Source organism: Arthrobacter sp. CP30 (genome assembly GCF_053470025.1).
In genome coordinates this window covers 27336-41854 of record NZ_JBQEMM010000011.1, presented here as the reverse complement: position 1 = coordinate 41854, position 14519 = coordinate 27336, and the positions used below count along the sequence as shown (strand labels likewise).

Annotated in this window: 12 protein-coding genes and 1 pseudogene; 9 read left to right on the top strand and 4 right to left on the bottom strand. The window is 71.5% G+C overall.

Annotated elements, in window-relative coordinates; all coding sequences use genetic code 11:
- Positions 1 to 10 precede the first annotated feature (10 nt).
- The 6 genes from ACTIMO_RS13950 to ACTIMO_RS13925 all read left to right on the top strand — a co-directional run bounded on the left by ACTIMO_RS13950 (position 11) and on the right by ACTIMO_RS13925 (position 5955).
- Positions 11 to 676, top strand: a complete 666-nt coding sequence (locus ACTIMO_RS13950; protein WP_055769601.1) for a GntR family transcriptional regulator — start codon at positions 11 to 13, stop codon at positions 674 to 676.
- Between the two features lie 2 nt (positions 677 to 678).
- Positions 679 to 1722 carry a nucleoside hydrolase gene (locus tag ACTIMO_RS13945; protein ID WP_448182779.1) on the top strand — a complete coding sequence of 348 codons (1044 nt, stop codon included), beginning with the start codon at positions 679 to 681 and terminating at the stop codon, positions 1720 to 1722.
- 173 nt (positions 1723 to 1895) lie between these two features.
- A complete protein-coding gene (locus ACTIMO_RS13940; protein ID WP_448182778.1) occupies positions 1896 to 2735 on the top strand; it encodes an ECF transporter S component in 840 nt (279 codons plus the stop codon).
- 2 nt (positions 2736 to 2737) lie between these two features.
- On the top strand, positions 2738 to 3493 hold the full coding sequence (locus ACTIMO_RS13935; RefSeq protein ID WP_448182777.1) for an energy-coupling factor transporter transmembrane component T: 756 nt from the start codon (positions 2738 to 2740) through the stop codon (positions 3491 to 3493).
- Positions 3494 to 3498: 5 nt separating this feature from the next.
- Positions 3499 to 5040, top strand: a complete 1542-nt coding sequence (locus ACTIMO_RS13930) for an ABC transporter ATP-binding protein (protein ID WP_448182776.1) — start codon at positions 3499 to 3501, stop codon at positions 5038 to 5040.
- Between the two features lie 54 nt (positions 5041 to 5094).
- Entirely contained in the window at positions 5095 to 5955 is an 861-nt protein-coding gene (locus tag ACTIMO_RS13925) for an alpha/beta fold hydrolase (RefSeq protein WP_422391276.1), read from the top strand.
- Positions 5956 to 5973: 18 nt separating this feature from the next.
- On the opposite strand, the gene ACTIMO_RS13920 is transcribed toward ACTIMO_RS13925, so the two are convergent.
- The gene (locus ACTIMO_RS13920; protein ID WP_448182775.1) at positions 5974 to 9273 is read right to left on the bottom strand and encodes a DEAD/DEAH box helicase; all 3300 of its coding nucleotides are present in this window, start codon (positions 9271 to 9273) and stop codon (positions 5974 to 5976) included.
- Between the two features lie 161 nt (positions 9274 to 9434).
- Between ACTIMO_RS13920 and ACTIMO_RS13915 the strand changes: the two genes are divergently transcribed.
- Positions 9435 to 10736: a cation:proton antiporter gene (locus ACTIMO_RS13915; RefSeq protein ID WP_448182774.1), complete on the top strand. Its 1302-nt coding sequence runs from the start codon at positions 9435 to 9437 to the stop codon at positions 10734 to 10736.
- A 1-nt stretch (position 10737) separates the two neighbouring features.
- Here ACTIMO_RS13915 and ACTIMO_RS13910 read toward each other — a convergent pair whose 3' ends face one another.
- Positions 10738 to 11928, bottom strand: coding sequence for a benzoate/H(+) symporter BenE family transporter (locus ACTIMO_RS13910; RefSeq protein WP_055769616.1), 1191 nt, complete (start codon positions 11926 to 11928; stop codon positions 10738 to 10740).
- Between the two features lie 85 nt (positions 11929 to 12013).
- On the opposite strand from ACTIMO_RS13910, the gene ACTIMO_RS13905 reads away from it, so the two are divergent.
- The gene (locus ACTIMO_RS13905) at positions 12014 to 12565 is read left to right on the top strand and encodes a helix-turn-helix domain-containing protein (RefSeq protein ID WP_055769618.1); all 552 of its coding nucleotides are present in this window, start codon (positions 12014 to 12016) and stop codon (positions 12563 to 12565) included.
- A gap of 45 nt (positions 12566 to 12610) precedes the next feature.
- Here the strand turns inward: ACTIMO_RS13905 and ACTIMO_RS13900 are convergent, their stop codons facing one another.
- Together ACTIMO_RS13900 and ACTIMO_RS13895 are read right to left on the bottom strand one after the other, a co-directional pair.
- Positions 12611 to 12787 carry a hypothetical protein gene (locus tag ACTIMO_RS13900; RefSeq protein ID WP_235498926.1) on the bottom strand — a complete coding sequence of 59 codons (177 nt, stop codon included), beginning with the start codon at positions 12785 to 12787 and terminating at the stop codon, positions 12611 to 12613.
- A gap of 57 nt (positions 12788 to 12844) precedes the next feature.
- Positions 12845 to 13161: pseudogene (locus tag ACTIMO_RS13895) on the bottom strand (SDR family oxidoreductase); the annotation flags it as partial.
- A 275-nt stretch (positions 13162 to 13436) separates the two neighbouring features.
- On the opposite strand from ACTIMO_RS13895, the gene ACTIMO_RS13890 reads away from it, so the two are divergent.
- On the top strand, positions 13437 to 14426 hold the full coding sequence (locus ACTIMO_RS13890) for an LLM class flavin-dependent oxidoreductase (RefSeq protein ID WP_055769620.1): 990 nt from the start codon (positions 13437 to 13439) through the stop codon (positions 14424 to 14426).
- Positions 14427 to 14519: the final 93 nt, after the last annotated feature.

Below are 14519 nucleotides of genomic sequence, written 5' to 3'. Positions count from 1 at the left end.
AGGGGGCGCCATGGCCGAGTCCGTCGAACTGTCGGCGCGCGTGGACGGCGATGCCATCTTCCGGGTCCTCCGCAGCGAGATCCTCGCCGGCGTCCACCCACCGGGGACCGCCCTGCGAGAGGTGGTCATCTCGGAGCGCTTCGGCGTCTCCCGCACGCCCGTCCGTGAGGCCCTCAGCCGGCTACAGCACGAACGCCTGCTGGAGCGTGCCGCGCGGGGGCTGCAGGTTCCCCAGATCGATGCGCAGGAGGTCATCCAGATCTACGACCTGCGCGTCATGCTGGAGGAGGAGGCCGCCGGCCAGGCCGCCCTCAACCGCGGAGCGGCCGACCTCATGCGCCTGGAGGCGCTGCTGGAACGTGACCGCGCCGTCGTCGACCCGGACGACACCACCAAGGTGACCAACAACCTCGAATTCCACACCTCCCTCTGGTCCGCCGCACGCAACCCCATCCTCATGGACCTCCTGCAGCGGCTGTCCACGCACCTGATCCACACCCCCCGGTCCACGCTGTCGGTCGGCCACCGGTGGCAGGAGGTGCTGCTGGAGCACGAGGCGCTGATCAGTGCCATCGCGGAGCGCCGCAGCGACGACGCGCGGTCGATCGCCCGATCGCACATGGAGACCGCGCGGACCCTCCGGCTGCAGCTGCTGCGCACCACCGCGGCGGACTGACCGTGCCCGACCAGCGCCCTGACCGACAGCGCCTCCTGCTCGACGTCGACACCGGGATCGACGACGCCGTGGCGCTGATGTATCTCCTGGCCACCCCCGGTGTCTCGGTGGAGGCGATCACCTGCACCGCCGGCAACGTCGGCGCCCGCCAGGTGGCCCTCAACAACCTCGCGCTCCTCGAGCTCTGCGGGCACGCCGGTGTGGAGGTGGCCATCGGGAGCGAGGTGCCGCTGGAGATCCCCCTCGTCACCACCGAGGAGACGCACGGTGACCAGGGCATCGGGTACGCCGAACTGCCGCCGCCGCGCGGGCACATCTCCGGGCGGCACGCCGTCGACGTCTGGCTCGAGGCGGTGCGATGCCACCCCGGGCAGATCACGGGCGTGGTCACGGGGCCCCTGACCAACCTCGCCCTCGCCATCCGGGCGGAACCGCAGCTCCCGATGCTCCTGAAGGGGCTCGTGATCATGGGCGGCGCCTTCAACTACCCCGGCAACACGACGCCCGTGGCCGAATGGAACACCCACGTGGACCCGCATGCCGCGAAGGAGGTGTACGCCGCCTACGAGGGCCTTCCCGAGGCGAAGCTGCCGATCGTCTGCGCGCTCGAGACCACGGAGCGGATCGAGTGCACGCCCGCCCACGTCGACGCCGTCGCCCGGGCGGCCGGGGCCGGGCCGGAGGTGCTCGAAGCGGACGGACCCCCGGGCACACGCAGCCGCAGCGGCAACGCCGTCGTCGCCTGCCTGTCCGACGCCCTCAGGTTCTACATGGAGTTCCACCGGCTCTACGACCAGGGGTACGTGGCGCACCTGCACGATCTCTTCGCCGTCATGGTCGCGGCGGGTGAGGCCTCCTTCGAGGAGCGGCTCGTCACCGTCGACGTCGAGACTGAATCATCCCTGACCATCGGCCAGACGGTCGCGGACCTCGCGGGGATGTGGCGGCGTGCGCCGAATGCGCGGATCGTGACCGGCAACGATCCCGAGGCGGTGTTCGACCTGATGGTCCGGCGGCTCGCGGACCTGGCGAGGATGCACGGCTGACCCCCCTCGCAGGGCAACCGGCTCAGAGGCCCGCAGGAGCGCCCCGAGGACCCGGCAGCCCGGCGGGGAGCGCACACCGGCCGGTACACTGGGACCTGCCCGGCGCTGCTGCGCCGGCTGCGCCGAGGTGACATGAGGTGCTTCCCCCTCCTCCGTAGCGCCCAAGGATTATCGTGAGCTCATCCCTGACCCTCCCCGCCGATCGCACGACCGAGCGGCCCCGGCGCCTGCTCCTCGCGCTCGGCGGCGCCCTCATCGTCGCGACGTACCTCTTCCTCGTGATCGTCCAGCCGACGGAGATCGCCGGCGGGATGGGCAGCGCGGCGTCCCTCGTCTCGCTCTTCGGCTTCCTCGGCGGCGGCGCCCTCCTGGTCGGCGGGATCCTGCCGATGCTAACCACCAGCTCCCTCGTCATCATGCCGCTCGGCATCGCCCTGAACATCGCGATCGGCCAGGTGGCAGGGTCGCTCGGGCTGCAGATCTACCTGGACGCGATCGGCACGGTGCTCGTCGCCGTCCTCGCCGGTCCCGCAGCGGGTGCCGCGACCGGTGCGCTGAGCAACGCCGTCTGGGGGCTCTTCAATCCCTTCGCGCTGCCCTTCGCAGCGGGAGCCGCACTCATCGGCCTGCTCGCGGGACTGGCGGCCAAGCACGGCGCGTTCCGGCGTGTGTACCTGGCCCCCGTCGCCGGCCTGGTGGTCGGCGCGATCGGAGGCCTCGTGGCCGCTCCCGTCGCGGTCTTCATGTTCGGCGCGGCGGGCACCTTCGGCACCAATGCCATCATCGCCGTCTTCCGGTCCATGGGGGACAAGCTGCTGGTCGCCGCCACCAAGCAGGGACTGCTCTCCGACTCGCTCGACAAGATCGTGGTGTTCGTCGTCGTCGCCCTGATCGTCTACGCCCTGCCGCAGCGCGCCGTCCGGCAGTTCCCGTTCGCACGGACCCACCGCGTCCTGGGCGCCAGGAGCGGAAAGCGCGCCATGACGACGGCCGGAGCCGGCTCGGTCCGCTGACCATGCCGCGCCGCCGGATCCTCAATCCCCTGACCGAGCTGCTCGCAGCGGTCCTGCTGGTGGTGCTCGTCCTCGTGGTGAACCGGTGGGAGTTCTCCCTGGCGGTGCTGCTGCTCGTCGTCGTGCCCGCCGTCCTGACCTCCGGCAGGGTGCGGCAGATCGGCATCGCCGTCCTCCTGATCGCCGGTCCGCTGCTCCTCTCCTCGCTGCTCCTCCACGGCCTGTTCTTCCCCGAGGGGAGGACGGTCCTGCTCGACCTCGGCCCCGCACGCGTCACCCGGGAGGGACTGGCCTTCGCCGCCGTCATGGGACTGCGCATGAGCGTGTTCACCGGGGTGCTGCTGACGGCCGCCATGACACTCGACGTGCCCGAGCTCCTCGCCACCATGACGCACCGTCGGTGGAACCGGAAGCTCGTGTTCGTGGTGGGTTCCGCCGTCGGGCTCATCCCGCACGTCGCCCTCCGTGCCCAGCAGATCACGCGGGCACAGCAGGCTCGCGGCCTCGTTTTGGGGCGCGGCCCCGTGGCGCGGGTGCGGGCCCTGCTCACGGTGACCACGCCGCTCGTCATCGGCCTCCTCGTCGACGCCTCGGAGCGGAACCGCATGCTCGGGGCGCGCGGCTTCTCCTCGCCGGGCCCGCGCACGAGCTACCTGCCCGACACGGACACGCCCCGCCAGCGCGCCGCACGCCGTGCGATGGTCGTCGGCGTCGGCCTCTTCTCGGTGCTCTGGCTCGGATCCGGGGTGCTCGCGTGATCCGGGTGCAGAGCAGGTCCTTCGCCTACGACGACGGCGTGCCACTGCTCTCGGGCGTGACCGTCACGGTGGAGCCCGGGGAGTACCTCGTCGTTGCGGGCAGCTCCGGATCCGGCAAGACGACGCTCGCGCGCCTGCTCGCGGGCGCGGTGGGGTCCGATGCCGGCGCAGTCTTCCGCGGCTCCCTCACCCTCGACGGCGAGACCGTCCACTTCGAGGGTGGTCCCGCCGATCCGCGGATCGACCCGGCGGTGTGGAGTGCCTCGGTCGCGTTCGTCGCCCAGGGCGCGTGGGGCCAGCTGTCCATGATGTCGGCGACCGTGGGCGAGGAGATCGCCTTCGGGCCCTCCAACCGCGGCGTCCCGCACGAGCGGCTGCGTCGGGAGGTCGACGACGTGGCGGCGGCCCTGAAGCTGACCGAGCTCCTCGACCGCGACCCGCGACGGCTCTCGGGTGGACAGCTCCAGCGGACCATCATCGCGGCAGCGGTGGTCCAGCGACCCCGCGTACTGGTGCTCGACGAGCCGTTCCAGGGCCTCGACGCCGGGGCGGCCGCGGATGTGGCCGCGGCGATCGACGTCCTGCGCGCCGGCGGGACCGGGGTGGTGGTCTGCGCCCCGATGCTGCCACGGACCGCCCCCGAGGGCGCCCGGATCATCGCGCTCGACGGCGGACACGCCGTGTTCGACGGGCTGCTCGCCGAGGCGCGGTGGGCGGGCCTGCGGCGTTACGGCATCGGGACGGACGGGGACGCGCCGCGGATCGGCGCCGCCAGAATGCGCGGGGCACCGACCACCGCGGGACGCACCCTCGTCACGGTGGACGACGTCGTGGTCCGCTATCCGTCACCCGGCGAGCCAGGCGGACCTGGGCGCGGGGAGCGCCGCGGCCGCCGGCGCCCGCCGGGTCCCGGGCGCACCCCCGCCGTCCTCGACGGCGTCAGCCTCCAGGTCCGTGCGGGTGAGATCCTCGCCGTCCGCGGGTCGAACGGATCCGGCAAGACGACGCTCCTGCAGGTGCTCAACGGGCTCCGCCGCCCGGAGAGCGGGCGGGTCACCGTGGACGGGATGCCGATCCTGCGCCGGCCCACCGGCACCCTGGCCGGCGCGGTCGGCTATCTCTTCCAGGACACGGACCAGCAGCTGTTCGAGCGGACGGTCCTCCGCGAGGTGTCCTACGGGCCCAGGGCGGCGGGCCTGCGACGGGTCGATGCGCTCCGTCGTGCCGCCGACGCGCTGGAGGCCGTGGGGCTCTCCGCGGTCGCGGACATCCACCCGTACGAGCTGGCGTTCGTGCAGCGCCGGCTCGTGGCTCTCGCGTCCCTCATCGCCGCGGGCCCGTCCGTCTGGGTCCTGGACGAGCCGACGGGAGGCCTCGACGAATCCGCGCGGACGGGGCTCGCGGCCCTCCTGGTCCAGCACGCGCAGGGCGGCGGTGCGGTGGTGATGGCGACGCACGACGCCGCGTTCTCCGCCGCCGTCGCGCACCGCACCCTCCGGCTCGAGGCCGGCCTGATCCAGGAGGACAGGCCGGACCCGGGCTCCTGATCCGTCCGAGAACCGGCCGCCCCACGAGAGCCGGACTGTGCCTAGGGTGGACGGATGGACGTTCTGCAGGAGAGACACCGGACCATCAGGACGGCCGGGGCGGAGCTCGCGGTCTTCGAGTACGGGCTGGACCCGCAGGAGGGCGTGCCCTCCGTCCTCCTGGTCCACGGGTATCCCGACGACCACCGCGTGTTCCTCCCGGTCCTCCGGGAACTGGCCCGCACACACCACCTCATCGCCTTCGACACGCGGAACGCCGGCCGGTCCCGCCCCGTCGCGGACGGTGGCTTCACCCTGGCGGAGCTCGTCGACGACGTCTTCGCCGTCCTCGATGCGCTCGGGACGCCGTCGGGCATCCGGCTGGTCGGCCATGACTGGGGGTCCATCCAGGGCTGGGCCGTCGTGCAGGACGAACGCGCCGACGGTGTGGTCCTCGACTACACCAGCATCTCCGGGCCCGACCTCCGCCACTTCTCCCGCTGGCTCCGGAGCCGGTTCGCGCAGGCCGGGACGGTCCCGCAGGGTCTCGCCCAGGTGCTGCGCAGCTGGTACGTCGGCGCGTTCCAGCTCCCCGTCCTGCCCGAGCTGTTCTGGAAGCACGTGATGACGCGCCGCTACGAGCTCGCCGCGCGACGCACCGTGGGCGCGGACCCGGTGCGCGGACTCGCCCTCTACCGGACGAACATGGGCGGTGGGGCGCGGCCGCCCCGGCGCCGCCGCGTGACGCTTCCCGTGCACGTGGTCGTGCCGCTCGGCGACCCCTTCCTCTCCCCGCACCTGGTGGACGGTCTGGAGGACTGGGTGGAGGACCTCACGGTGACCACCGTGCCCGGTGGCCACTGGTGGATCGCCGCGCGGCCGCGCGCCTTCGCGGAACTTCTCGACCCCCGGCTGCGGAGGCAGGGCGAACCCTGACGGGTTCGGGTGGGAGGACTACGCCTCCAGCAGCCCCCGGATGTCCTCCGCGGTGAGCGCTGAACTGAACACGGCGTCGTCGTCCATCACCGAGGTGAAGAGCTTCGCCTTCTGCTCCTTGAGCTTCATGACCTTCTCCTCGATGGTGCCCTTGGACACCATGCGGTAGACCATGACGTTCTTGGTCTGGCCGATCCGGTGCGTGCGGTCCACGGCCTGCGCCTCGGACGCCGGGTTCCACCAGGGATCCAGCAGGAAGCAGTAGTCCGCCTCGGTGAGGTTCAGCCCGAACCCGCCGGCCTTGAGACTGATGAGGAAGACAGGCGCGTCCCCCTCCTTGAAGGAGTCGATGACCTCGCCGCGGCTGCGGGTGGAACCGTCGAGGTAGGCGTACGGGATACCGCGGGCGTCCAGCTGCTCGGCGGCCTTCTTCAGGTAGGACGTGAACTGGCTGAAGACGAGGGCGCGGTGCCCCTCGGCGATGATGTCGTCCAGGTTCTCGAAGAGGACCTCGAGCTTCGCGGACGGGACGCCCTCGTGCTCGGGATCCACCAGGGAAGCGTCGAGGCTGAGCATGCGGAGCAGCGTCAGCGACCGGAACACGATCATCCGGTTGCGGTTCATGTCCTCGATCAGGCCCAGGAGTTTCTGCCGCTCGCGCTGGAGGTACGTCTCGTAGATGTGCCGGTGCTCCGGGTGCAGCTCCACCTCCAGGACCTGCTCCTGCTTGGGCGGGAGGTCCGAGGCCACGGCCTCCTTGGTGCGCCGCATCATGAGGGGCCGGATGCGCTTGCGGAGCCGGACGAGCGGGCGGTTGTCGCCGATCTTCTCGATCGGCGTCCGGTAGTCCTCGGTGAACTTCCGCGGGGAGGGGAACAGCCCCGGTGCCACGATGTTGAACAGGGACCACAGCTCCATGAGGTTGTTCTCCATGGGCGTGCCGGTGATCGCGAGCTTGAAGGGGGCGTCGAAGTCCTTCGCCGCCTGGTGCACCTTGGACGCGCGGTTCTTGACGAACTGCGCCTCGTCCAGGACCAGGCCGGACCACGTGAGCTCCTGGTACGCGGGGAAGTCGAGCCGGAAGAGCGTGTAGGACGTGATGACGACGTCGGCGTCGCCGACCTGGTCGCGGATGGTCGAGCCGGAGGCGCCCTGCGTGTCGGTGATCGACACGACCTTCAGCCCCGGCGCGAACCGGTGCGTCTCGTTGGACCAGTTCGGGACCACGGAGGTGGGCGCGACGACGAGGAACGGCTCCGCCGGCGCGGTGCTCTCCTTCGCATGGACCATCAGGGCCAGTGCCTGGAGCGTCTTGCCGAGACCCATGTCGTCCGCGAGGACGCCACCGAGCTGGTGCCGCCACAGGAAGGCGAGCCAGCTGAAGCCCTCGGCCTGGTACGGGCGCATCTCGGCGACCAGGCCGGCGGGCGGCGGGGTCGCGGCGACGTCCTCGAGGGTGAGCAGGCCGCTCACGGCGTCGCGCCAGGACTGCGCCTGCTCCGTCTCCTCCGCGAGGTCCTCGAAGTCCGCCCAGAGCCCGGCCTGGTAGCGGCTGATCTGCAGGCCCGAGTCCGGGTCCCACTCGGCGAGGGACCGCGCCTCCTCGATCAGGTCACGCAGCTGGTCGAAGACGGGCTGCTCGAGGGAGAGGTAGGTGTTGTCGACGAGCTTCAGTTTCTTCCGGCCCTGCGCGAGGGCGCGGAACACCGAGTCGAAGGGGATGGTGCGGCCGCTCACCGTGACCATGACGCCGAGGTCGAACCAGTCGCGGTCGTCGGTCTCGACCGTGCTGATGCGCAGCGTCGGGGTCTCGGTCAGTTCGCGGTAGTCGGGCTTCTCGCCGACCACGTCCACGCGCATCCCCTCGACCTGCAGCAGCCGCGGCAGGGCCTCCTCCGCGAACTCGACGGCCTGCATGTCCTCGAGCCTCAGGTCCTTGAGGGGGAGGGCGCCCAGGGCGGCGCGTGCGGCGCCCGCGAGGGCGTCCTCGGCGTCGGCGTCGCGGTAGCCGTCGTCACTGCCGGGGCCGCCCCGGCGGAAGGGCCGGCGCTGCACGGCGTCGCCCAGCGGGTAGTCGAAGTGCCACCCGAGACTCACCGTCCCGTTGTCGCCGTAGGCGGTGGTCAGGACGAGCACGGGGGGCTGGATCTCAGGGAGGTCCACGGTGTCGTCGCTGCTGGCCACCTGGATGGACTGCCGGAGCTTCGGGTAGTACTCCTGCAGGAAGAGGGAGGTCTCCTCCTCCGGTACCACGACGGGCCGGCCGCGCTGCAGCAGCTCGATGTCCTTCGTCGTCAGGCGACGTGAGGTCGGGGCCAGCGTGATCGCGTCACCGGGGGAGACGGTGTAGATGCCGTGCGTGCTGATGACATGGGCCGTGTCGGAGGGGTGGGGCAGTCCGTCGATGTCGAGGGCCGGGCACAGCTGCAGGCCGCCCTCCTCCGTTCTCGTGGCGTCCAGCTTGAGGGTGGCCCGTCCGGCGAGCTCGATCGAGACCGACTTCTTCGAGCCGACGAAGGCGATGCCGAGACGCTGCGCCTCGTCCAGCAGCTGCCAGAGGAGCGGGTTGCTGAAGTCGTCGAGGTACAGCCAGGAGTCGTTGTTGCCGAAGTAGTTGACACCCGTGCCGCGGTGCAGCGCGGGGAACTGCGAGAACCAGCGGTGCTGGTCGGCGTCGAGCTTCAGTCCGTAGGTCTGGTAGCTGATGCTGCCCCAGGACAGGTTGTTCTTGATCCACTTGCCCTTGCCGTTCTGGCTGACCGGCCGGACACCGAGGCGCGTGTTGAGCATGCGCTGGCCCTGGCGCTCCGCGGCGGACCCCCAGCGCTGCACGGCCACCTCCGGTGTCCGGAGCTCGAACTGCAGGCCGAGCTGCGTCAGGGGGGCTGCGCCGCCCGGCGCGGCCTCGGTCTCGGCGTCGAGCAGGTCCGTGAGCGAGGCCTGCCAGCCCTCCGGTGGTCCGGGGCGGGACGCCGGGCGGGCGCCGAGCTCACGCTCGTGCTGCGCCAGGAGGTTCTCCGTGTTGCTCTGCAGCGCGGTGGCCGCCACGTGCTTGCAGTCGGCGCCGACGGGGCAGCTGCAGAAGTTCTCGAGCGGACGGAAGCGGCCGTCGCCCTTGACCCCCAGCCGCAGCTTCGTCCGGTAGTCGTTGGGCGCCGAGCCGCGCACCTTGCCGGTGAGCAGCTTCGCGTCGGCGTCCCAGGCGAGGGAACTGACGGCGCCGTCCTTCGCGTAGGTCTGCCCGCGCTGGAAGGCCGCGCCTCCCACGATCCGGATGATGTCGGTGACATCGACCATGGGGTGGGTGGAATTGGGCATAATTCCATGCTCTCACGTGGTGGTGACGCTCCCGGGCCACGAGGCATCCTGTTCACCAGGGGCAGGACCGGCGGTGCGTCGGGCGGCTCGACCGGAGCCGGCGCTGCCCTACTGTTGGCGAGGGGACTGATCATCAACGGGGTGGGCGGAAGAGGGCGTACGTGTTCGAGGCAGCGAGCATCATCTATGCAGCGGCAGGACTGGCGGTCCTCGCGGCAGCTCTCCTGCCACGGCTGCTCATGCGGGCCCCCGTCTCGATGCCGATGGTGTTCCTCGCCGCGGGGATCCTGGTCTTCAGTGTCGGCAAGGACCTCCCGAGCCCCGACCCCGTGGCCTACAGCGACGTCACGATCCACCTGAGCGAGGTCTGCGTCATCATCTCGCTGATGGGCGCCGGCCTGGCCCTCGACCGGAAGGTGGGATGGCGTCGCTGGTCCACGACCTGGCGACTCCTCGGCATCGCGATGCCCCTGTGCATCCTCGTCCTGACGCTCATGGGCCTGTGGCTGCTGGGCCTCGGGCTGGCCTCCGCGCTGCTGATCGCGGCGGCGCTCGCCCCGACCGATCCCGTCCTCGCCTCCGAGGTGCAGGTGGGGGAGCCCTCGGAATCCGAGGAGGACCTGGAGGCGGAGGACGAGGTGCGGTTCGGACTGACCTCCGAGGCCGGCCTCAACGACGGCCTCGCCTTCCCGTTCGTGTACCTCGCCATCCTGATGAGCACGGTGGGCATGTCGCCGGCCGCGTGGGGCGTGGAGTGGATCCTGCTCGACGTCCTCTGGCGCATGATCATCGGCTGTGCCTTCGGCTTCGGGATGGGCAAGCTGCTCGGCCGCATCTTCTTCCGCACGCCGATCAAGAGCGTCCGCCTGGCCAACTACTCCGAGGGGTTCGTCGCCCTCGCGGCGACCTTCCTCACCTACGGACTCACGGAGTCGGTGGAGGGCTACGGCTTCATCGCGGTCTTCGTGTGCGCCGTCACCCTCCGCGCCGGAGAGCAGACCCACGGCTACCACGGTGTGCTGCACAGCTACATCGAGCAGCTCGAACGCCTGCTCACCGTCGTGGTGCTGGTCCTGCTGGGCGGGGCCGTGGCGCGAGGCCTGTTCGAGGGCCTGCGACCGCTGGAAGTGGTGGTCGCCGTCGCGTTCATCCTGCTGGTGCGGCCCGTCACGGCGTGGATCAGCCTGGCCCGGGGCAAGACCGGCCCCTGGGAGCGCCGCACGCTCGCCTTCTTCGGGGTGCGCGGCATCGGGTCCGTCTACTACCTCAGCTACGCCCTCTCGAAGGGCGAGTTCGGCGCCGACGAGAGCACGCTGTGGCGCGTCGGGGGGCTCGTGATCGTCATCTCGATCGTCATCCACGGCATCACCGCCGCGCCCGTCATCAACGCCCTCGACCGCGCGCGGCAGCGCAAGGCACGGGAGCAGGGCGACGAGGCGCAGGCGCCGAACACCCCCGTCTGAGTCATCGCCGGGAGGCGGTGCGCTCCAGTGCGGCCCGGACCACGAGGCCCGCGAGGAGGGCCCAGAACGCGCCGCCGATGCCGAGGATCGAGAGGCCCGATGCGGCCAGCAGGAAGGTCACCGCGCCGCTCATCCGGCCGGTCGGGTCGCTGAACGAGGAGGTCACCGCCGTCGCCATGGTGCCGATCAGGGCGAGCCCCGCGACGGCCTCCACGAGTCCGGCCGGTGCGGCGCCCACGATCACGACGAGTGCCCCCGACACAGCTGCAAGGACCAGGTAGGTGATGCCGGCGGTGAGGGCCGCCACCCACCGGCGCCCGCGATCGGCCCCGGCCCCGTCCCCGGCCGAGAGCGCGGCGGACAGCGCGGCGAGATTCACGGCGTGCCCACCGAAGGGTGCGACGACGGCGGTCCCGACGCCGGTGACGGCGAGTGCGGGACGCCACGGCGCGCGGTAGCCGAAGGACGAGAGCACGGCGACGCCGGGCAGGTTCTGCGAGGCCATGGTCACGACGTACAGCGGCAGGGCGATGCCGATGATCGCGGCAGGGTCCAGCACCGGCACGGTGAACGCGAGGGACGGCACCAGGGATTCGGGCGCGATGACCACGCCGTCCCGCACGATCTGCACCCCGATCACCGCGAGGGCCGCGACGAGGGCCAGCGGTACCGCCCACTTCGGCGCGAGCGCCGAGGCGGCGAGCCACACGAGGATGACCGGCAGGACCAGCACCGGGATGGTGCCGATCGACCGGAACGGAGCCAGGCACAGGGGCAGCAGGACCCCGGCGAGCATCGCCTGCGCGAGGTGCTGCGGGATCCGCGCCACCAGCCTCCCGAGCCAGGGGACGGCGCCGGTCAGGGCGATCAGCGCGCCCGTCACGAGGAAGGCGCCGACGGCCGCCGGCCACCCGCCCGCCGGGACGGCCGCGCCCGCGAGCAGCGCCGCCCCGGGGGTGGACCAGGAGAGGGTGACCGGGATGCGGTAGCGGAGGCTGAGCAGCACGATGCCGAGGCCGACGACGGCGGTCAGTGCGAGGAGCCCGGACGCCGCCTGGGCGGGGCTCGCGCCCGTGGCCCTGAGCCCGGCGAGGACGACGGCGAACGACGAGGTGAAGCCGACGAGGGCCGTCACGATCCCGGCCAACACGGGTTCGCCGAGTCCGGACCTCACTGACGTCGCGGTGTGCACCCGGGCCTCCTGTCGCCGCACCGGGGCCTGGAAGGCCTGTCCGGCGGGTGTTCTGTATATGGAACAGCCAGCGTAGGATGCTAGCATGCCCGAGGACAACCCCCGCGCGGATGTGTCGCCCAGAGCGGCCGTGGCCCGCCGCATCACCGCCCTCCGCCAGGAGCGGGGCCTCTCCCTGACGGCGCTCGCGGCCCGGGCGGGGATCGGCAAGGGCACGCTCTCGGAACTCGAGGCCGGGACGCGCAACCCGACCCTGGAGACGCTCTACGCGCTGGCCGGACCGCTCGGGGTCCCCCTGACCGGCCTCGTGGGGGAGGAAGCCGGGCACAGCGTCTCCGACGGCGTCGTCGACGCACGCCTGCTCTCGGTCCGCACGCACGACGACGGCGGCACCACGGAGGTCTTCTGGCTCACCCTCTCGTCCGGCCGGACGAGGATCAGCCCACCGCACCGCAGCGGCACGGTGGAGCACCTCCGCCTCGTCCGCGGCTCCGCGTCGGCGGGGGAGAAGGGCTCGGAGCGGGAGATCGGGCCAGGAGTGTCGATCTCGTGGGCCGGGGACGTGGCGCACACCTACACGTCCCCGCACGGCGCGGAGGGCGTCCTGGTGATCGAGACGCCCGGCAGGACGGGATAGGAGCAGCGCCGGTGGCTAGGCGGTGCGCCTGCTCCGGACGCCGGGTCAGGCGATGCGCGCCTGCTCCAGGCGCCGCTGGATGACCTCGAGCTCGTCGCTGAGGGCCTGCAGGCGGGCGGTGTTCTGTTCGACGGCCAGCTCGCGGACCAGGAGGTCCTGGCGCGCGCGCAGTGCGGTCTCGTCCATCGGCTGGTCTGTGGTCGGCTGGTCGCTTGTCGGCATGGTTCCAGTCAAGCAGACGGCCCGCCCCTGGCGCCGAGATGGCCGGCGGTGCGGCTGGAGCGGTGTGACGTGCGCTCCCGTGATCCCGCCGTCCACCCTGAACCGGCCTGCCGTGACGAAGGATGCATCCTCCGCGGCGAGGAGCGCCCTCGCCGCGGCCGCTCGTCGGGCCAGTCGGGCTCGGCGAACCGGCCCAGCGGCACGTGCACGAGCCGGCGCTACGCCTTCTCGGCGTCACCCGCGAACAGCTCCCTCAGCAGCGGGATGTTGGCCGGCCCGGGGCACAGCGCGTCGACGCGGATGCCCTGCCGGGCGAATCCGACGCCCGGTTCCCGGCTCACGGACAGCACGCCGCCCTTCGATGCGGAGTAGGAGACCGAGTCCTTCCCCTGAGCCTGGAGGGGGGATGGCGTCGTTGCAGCAGTGTCGTTGCAGCAGTGTCGTTGCAGCGGGAGTAAACGCTCGTGAGGTCGACCTCCTGCACACGGCGCGGACGAGAGCGCGGTCGGAGGCACGGACGGCACGCTCCTCCAGGCCCCCACGCGCCCCGCGTGCGCTGCATCGTGGAAATAGATGTGCCCGGGCAACCGTTCCCTTCACAGGCCCATGGCTCCCATCGTCCTGGGCGGCACGCATCGAGAGGCACTCCATGACCATTCCCCTGTCCATCCTGGACCTCGCCCAGGTCGCCGAAGGCTCGACGCCGGCGGAGACGTTCGCGTCGAGCGTCCTCCTCGCGCAGCACGCCGAGGCGTGGGGCTATCGCCGCGTCTGGTACGCCGAGCACCACAACATGGGGAGCATCGCCTCCTCGGCGACGAGCGTCCTGATCGCCCACGTGGCGGCGCACACCTCGACCATCCGGCTCGGGTCGGGCGGCGTCATGCTGCCCAACCACTCGCCGCTGACCATCGCGGAGCAGTTCGGGACCCTCGAGAGCCTCCACCCGGGGCGGATCGACCTGGGGCTCGGGCGTGCACCCGGGAGCGACCAGAACACGGCGCGGGCCCTCCGCCGGGACCCCCTGTCCGCGGACAGCTTTCCCCAGGACGTCCTGGAGCTGCAGGGCTACCTCACGGGTGACACGCGCGTTCCCGGAGTGCAGGCGACACCCGGCCGTGGGACCGACGTGCCGCTGTACATCCTCGGGTCCTCGCTCTTCGGGGCGCGGCTCGCGGCCGCCCTCGGCTTGCCGTTCGCTTTCGCATCGCACTTCGCCCCGCAGGCGCTGCTGGATGCTGCCGCGATCTACCGCAGGGAGTTCAAGCCCTCCGCGCAGGCGGAGAAGCCCCACTTCATCGCGGGGGTCAACGTCATCGCCGCGGACAACCAGGGGGATGCCCACCATGAGTTCCACGAGGCGATGCTGCGTCGGGTCACGCTCCTGCTCGGCCGCGGCCAGACCTTCACGCGCGAGGAGTCGGAGGCGATCCTCGCGTCCCCGGGTGGACAGCAGATGAGCGAGATGGCCCGCTACAGCGCCGTCGGGACACCCGGGGTGGTCCGGGACTACCTGGAGCAGTTCTCCGCGCGGGTGGAGGCCGACGAACTCATCGTCGCCACGCAGGCGGGCACCACCGAGACGTGGTTGCGGTCCTTCGAACTGCTCGCCGGAGCCATGCATCCGGTGGCGGTCTAGGCCTACCAGAAGGTCCCGAAAACAGAAACCTTCAGCTCCCTGCTTGCCAGAACCCTACAAGGTTTGGTTAAGTGGGTCTCGGTTGTAGTGTTG